Source organism: Thermoanaerobaculia bacterium, assembly GCA_035717485.1.
In the GTDB taxonomy this organism is placed as follows: Bacteria; Acidobacteriota; Thermoanaerobaculia; order UBA5066; family DATFVB01; genus DATFVB01.
This window is the reverse complement of sequence record DASTIQ010000033.1, coordinates 1-5,216: the sequence shown is the minus strand read 5'-3', so window position 1 is coordinate 5,216 and position 5,216 is coordinate 1. Positions and strand designations below refer to the sequence as shown.

Sequence of the window (5,216 nt, the reverse complement as noted above, 5' to 3'; positions counted from 1 at the left end):
GCCAGGCGCTCGAGGTCCCCCGCCGCGATTCCCGCGATCCGCGCGGCCCGTTCGATCGGCCACGCGCGCGCCGCTTCCCGCAGCCGCTCCGCTCCGGTCGTCTGGCCGGCGAGGAAGGTCCGATCCGCCCGCCCCGAATCGAAGAGCCATCCGATCAACGCGAGAGCGACGGGGAGATCGGTCCCGGGGCGGACGGCGAGATGAAGGTCCGCGCGGCGGGCGAGCCGCGTCGTTCGCGGATCGACGACGACGAGCCGCGCGCCGCGCCGCCGGGCCTCGTCGATCTTCGGGACGAGGTGGATTCCCGTGACCGATGGATTGACCCCCCAGAGGACGATGAGCCGCGCTTCCGGGTAGTCCTCGTACCCCACTCCCGGCATCTTTCCGTAGAGTCCCTGAGCCGCGGCCCCCGTCGCGGCCGCGCAGATCGTTCTCGCCAGCCGGGAGGCGCCGAGCCTCCGGAAGAGCCGTTCGTCGGTCGTGTCCTGGGAGAGGTAGCCGTTCGACCCGCCGTAGGAGTACGGGAGGATCGACTCGCCGCCGAACCGGTCCCGGGCGGCGAGGAGCCGAGCCGCGGCCGCGTCGAGCGCCTCGTCCCAGGAAACCTCGCGAAACGAGCCGCTTCCCTTCGCCCCCGTGCGCATCAGCGGACGGAGCAGGCGATCGGGACCGTACAGGCGCTCCGGAAAACGCCGGACCTTCGCGCAGATGTAGCCGTCGGTGACCGGGTTGACGCGGCTCCCTCCGACCGAAACCACCCGGCCTTCGTCCACCTCGACGTCGAGGCTGCACGAGTCGGGGCAGTCGAGCGGGCACGCGCTGGGGAGGAGAGGCATGCGGACGATTATCGTCGAGCGGGCGGGCCCGGCAGGGACCGTTTTGCGCCGAATCGGGGAGCCGCTTCCGGCCTTCTCCGCTATTCCTGTTCGACCTTCGGAAGCGGCGCTCGCGAGAGCAGCAGCCCCGCGAAGATCAGCGCCGCGGCGACGCCGGCTTTCGCCGTCGGGAGCTCTCCCAGCCACACGACGGCCAGCGCCGTCGCGACGACCGGCTGCAGGGTCACGAAAACGGCGACCCGCGAGGCATGGGTGCGCGCGAGCGCCCACGCGTTGAGCACGTAGGCCGCGACCGACGCGAAGACGATCACGGCGGCGAGGCAGATCCAGGCGAGGGGAGTCACGCGCGAAAAATGCATCCGGGCGATCGGCACGGCCGCGAAAACGAGGACCGGCGCCGTGCCCATCTGGAAGGTGACGCGGATGAAAGTCGCCGCCGAATACTTCGCCAGGAGATCGCGGGCGAGCACGAGATAGAGCGAATAGCACGTCGCGTTGGTCATCAGGAGGACGTCTCCGAGGAAGAGATCGCTCCGCCAGTCGAATCGGCCCGCGCCGACGAGGAAGAGCGCCCCCCCGAGCGCGACGGCGCATCCGGCGATCTTCCGCGGCGCCGCCGACTCGCGGCGGGCCAGGATCGCGAAGCCGAGCGTCAGGACGGGGATCGTCGTCATCAGGATCGCGGCGTTGATCGCCGTCGAGAGGGCGAGGCCCGTGATGAAGAAGATCTGGTTCACCGAGACGCCGAGAAACGAGAGGAGCCAGAACCGCGGCCGGTCCTCCCGCGCGATCGGTTCCGCGGGGCGCGCGAGGGCCAGCAGTCCGAGGAGGAGCGACGCGCCGGCGACCCGGAAGAACGCGAAGGGAAGCGGGGGAATGGTCCCGAGCGCCAGCTTTCCGATCACTGGGAAGACGCCGAGGAAGAACTGCGCGAGCAGGAGCGCGCCGAAGACGGCGAGCTCCGGCGCCTCCGCCGGCGCGCCCGCCCGCGCCCGGGCCCAGGACGTCACGGCGATATCGGCTCGACGCGCGCCGCGCGGCCGGGGTCGCCGGCGATCGAGAGCGTCTCTCCGTCGGCGATGCCCCGCCCGACGTATCCGAGCGCGACGAGGCCGCCCGCCGATATCGCCGACGACGTGACCCGCCCCGCCTCCGGGTCCGGCTCCGCCGCCCGGACCAGCCGGGTTCCGGCGGGAACGGGGCCCGCGCCGTCGAAGACGAAACGGACGAGACGGCGCGGCGCGCGGCCGTAGGTCCGCATGCGCGCGACGATCTCCTGGCCGACGTAGCACCCTTTGGTCGTCGACACCGCCCCGGAAAGCCCCGCTTCGTCCGGCGTGCGGGTCTCGTCGATCTCCTTTCCTTCCTCGGGTCGGCCCGCTTCGATGCGCCGCGCCTCCGCTTCTTCGTCGCCGATGACGGAGGCTCCCGAAGCGGCGAGCACCGCTTCGATCGCTCCCGCTTCGCCGGCCGCGACCAGCCAGGTTCCGCGGAGCTCGAAGAACGGCGGCCACGCTTCGGCGGCCGAGGGCGGCGCCGGCGGTTCCGCGCCGTAGAGATCGAAGCGGAGGAGGGGAGGCGCCTCTTCGATCCGCACGTCCTGGAACACCGCGTATTTTCGAAGGTGCGCCGCCGCGCGCCCGGCCGCGCCGGGGGAGAGGAGCAGGCGGATCCGATCGCCGCGGATCGCCGCGCGGAACACGAAGAGCACCTTTCCCACCGGGCTCAGCGCGGCGCCCCAGATCGCGCCGGCGGAAAGCGTCCGGAGATCGTTCGTCGTCAGGCCCTGGAGAAAAGCGATCCGGTCGCGTCCCGACACGTCCAGCGCGTCGGCCGGGCCGCGGCGGTAGAGGAGCGGCCCGTTCACGGGCGGCGGCGCTTCTTCGGGGCGGGGTGCACGATCGGGTTCTGCGCGATCGCGAAACGGATTTCCCGCAAGGTCATGTCCGCGGCGATCCGGGCGTCCTCCGACCACTTCCGCCCGCCGGGGAGGTCGCCGTTCTGATGCCGCCGGCTCGCCTCGGCGAGCTTCGCCCGCGCTCCGGCGAGGTCGCGCCGGAACATGTCGATCTGCTTGGGATCGACGCGGGACGATTCCGCCATGGAGATTTCCTGTTCCGCGTCGGTGAGCTGGCGTTGGGTCGCCTCGAGGTTGACTTTCAGCGCCTCGAGCATCTTCGCGCGGTTCTCGGCCGTCATGGCGACCGCGGCCCTCGACCGCGCCGCCGATTCGCGGGCGACGATGCGCGCGTCGTCGTACTTCCTTCTTCCCGCGAGCCGCTCCGCCTCGTGCAGAGTGCGCTGTGCTTCCGCGAAGGAAGAGGGCGCGTACACGGGAGCCTGGGCGGCCTCGGCCGCGACGAGGGCCCGCCTCGCGTCTTCGAGCTCCCGCGTCGGGCGGCGGGCGCAGGCGCAGAGGATGGTCAGGAGCGCGGCAGCCGCGACGCGCCTCCCGATCGTTCGCCGGAGCATATGATCTAAGAATATGACACTCCCCGGTGGGCGGGGACGGTGAGGGGTCGGCCGGCCCGTGGAGGAAGGGCGACAACCCCCCTGGTTTGATGGGTTTTTGCCTTCGGGGAAGAAGGCGATATTGGCACGGGGCTCGCAGCCCCGGCCCGCGGAGGTTGCTCGATGAAGACGACAACGATGATGAAGACGCTCGGGACATTGACGGCGGGGATCCTGATGCTCGCCGGTCTGCCCGCGCGTGCCCAGGACTATCGGGATTCCACCGAGGAGCCGATCCAGCAGACGGTGGCCCGGATCTCCTATGTCGACGGCAACGACGCGTCGTACAGCCGGGGAGACGCTCCGGACGACTGGCAAGCGGCGGTCGTGAACGTCCCGCTGACCCTCGGCGACCGGGTGTACACCGGCGACGCGACCCGAATGGAACTCCAGGTCCACGGCGGGACCTTCGTTCGCCTCGCGCCGGGGACGGATCTGACGGCGCTCAATATGACCGACGACGTCAAGCAGCTGTCGCTCGCCGCCGGAACCGCTTCTTTCCGCGTCCGGCGCCTCCAGAACGACGAGGTTTTCGAGGTCGACACGCCGAATGCCGCCGTGACGTTCGACACGCCGGGAACTTTCCGGATCGACGTCGACCAGGACGGAAACTCGCGCGTCGTCGTCCGGAGCGGACACGCGACGATGTCCGCCGACGGCGGGGAAATTCCCATCTCGTCCGGCAACGAGATTTCCATCCAGGGCTTCGACAATCCTTCCTACGACGTCGTGGGGATCGGACCGATCGACGCGTGGGATCGGTGGGTGAGCTTCCGGGACGCGCGTTTCCGGCGCGTCCGCTCCTACCAGTACGTCAACGCCGACGTCGTCGGGGTGGAGGACCTCGACCAGTACGGCCAGTGGCAGGACGTTCCGCAGTACGGAAGGTGCTGGACGCCGTCGACCGTCGAGGCCGGCTGGACGCCGTATCGCGACGGCCAGTGGATCTGGCAGGATCCCTGGGGCTGGACGTGGGTCGGTGCCGAGCCCTGGGGCTGGGCCCCCTATCACTACGGGCGATGGGTGACGTATTCCTCCCGCTGGTTCTGGGTTCCCGCGGGACCCCGAGTCGCGGTTTCGTATTCTCCGGCGCTCGTCGCCTTCGTGGGCGGCGGTCCCGGATGGTCCGCCTCGCTCGCGATCGGCGGCGGCGGCGGGTACGTGGGCTGGTTCCCGCTCGCTCCGCAAGACCCCTTCATCCCGTGGTGGGGAGGACGCCGCGAGCGCGACGTCAACGTCAACATCACGAACGTGACCTACGTGAATCGAACGTACGTGACGGTCGTCAACCAGAACACGTTCGTTTCGGGCGGCCGCGTCTCGAACAACTACGTTCGCGACCAGCGGATCGTCCGGCAGGTTTCCTCGGCGCCGGTCATGCGGGGGCCGATTCCGGTCGTTCCGACGACCGCCTCCCTCCGCGTGGCCGCGGCGACGGCGCGTCCGGCGCCCCGCCCGCCGGCCGTGGTCGAGCGACGGGCCGTCGTGACCCGCGTCGCGCCTCCGCCCGCCCCCGCGCCGTTCCAGGCGAAGGAGCGCATGATCCAGGAGAACCACGGCGCCCCGGTCGCTCCCCGCGCCGCGGCCCAGCTCTCGATCCAGGCCCATGACGGCGCCCGAGCCGCCGTTCCGGTTCGTCCCGCGACCGCGGAAAGCGGACGAGTGGGCTTGATGCCCAAGCGGGCCGACGCGGTCCGGCCGCAAGCCGTCACCGCGCCGAGGGGAAAAGCGCTCGCCACGCGGGAGCGGCCTCTCGTCGCGAATCCGACCGCGGTCGATTCGAAGAGCGCCCAGGCGCCGGCGCGGATCGCTCCGGGCGCCGTCGCCCCGCCGCGCGGCGGGCCGCCGGCCGAACGGGGGGCCCCCCGG

Annotated in this window: 5 protein-coding genes; 1 reads left to right on the top strand and 4 read right to left on the bottom strand. The window is 71.1% G+C overall.

The features are described from left to right. From VFS34_01465 to VFS34_01450, 4 genes are all read right to left on the bottom strand, one after another. On the bottom strand, positions 1-836 hold an 836-nt coding region (locus tag VFS34_01465), incomplete at its 3' end, for a molybdopterin-dependent oxidoreductase (GenBank protein HET9793100.1). Between the two features lie 80 nt (positions 837-916). Then, positions 917-1,846, bottom strand: a complete 930-nt coding sequence (locus VFS34_01460) for a DMT family transporter (protein HET9793099.1) — start codon at positions 1,844-1,846, stop codon at positions 917-919. Next, the gene (locus tag VFS34_01455; protein ID HET9793098.1) at positions 1,843-2,703 is read right to left on the bottom strand and encodes a hypothetical protein; all 861 of its coding nucleotides are present in this window, start codon (positions 2,701-2,703) and stop codon (positions 1,843-1,845) included. The genes VFS34_01460 and VFS34_01455 overlap by 4 nt, the downstream gene beginning before the upstream one ends. Continuing rightward, entirely contained in the window at positions 2,700-3,308 is a 609-nt protein-coding gene (locus VFS34_01450) for a DUF4398 domain-containing protein (protein HET9793097.1), read from the bottom strand. The genes VFS34_01455 and VFS34_01450 overlap by 4 nt, the downstream gene beginning before the upstream one ends. A gap of 162 nt (positions 3,309-3,470) precedes the next feature. On the opposite strand from VFS34_01450, the gene VFS34_01445 reads away from it, so the two are divergent. Further along, on the top strand, positions 3,471-5,216 hold a 1,746-nt coding region (locus tag VFS34_01445), incomplete at its 3' end, for a DUF6600 domain-containing protein (protein ID HET9793096.1).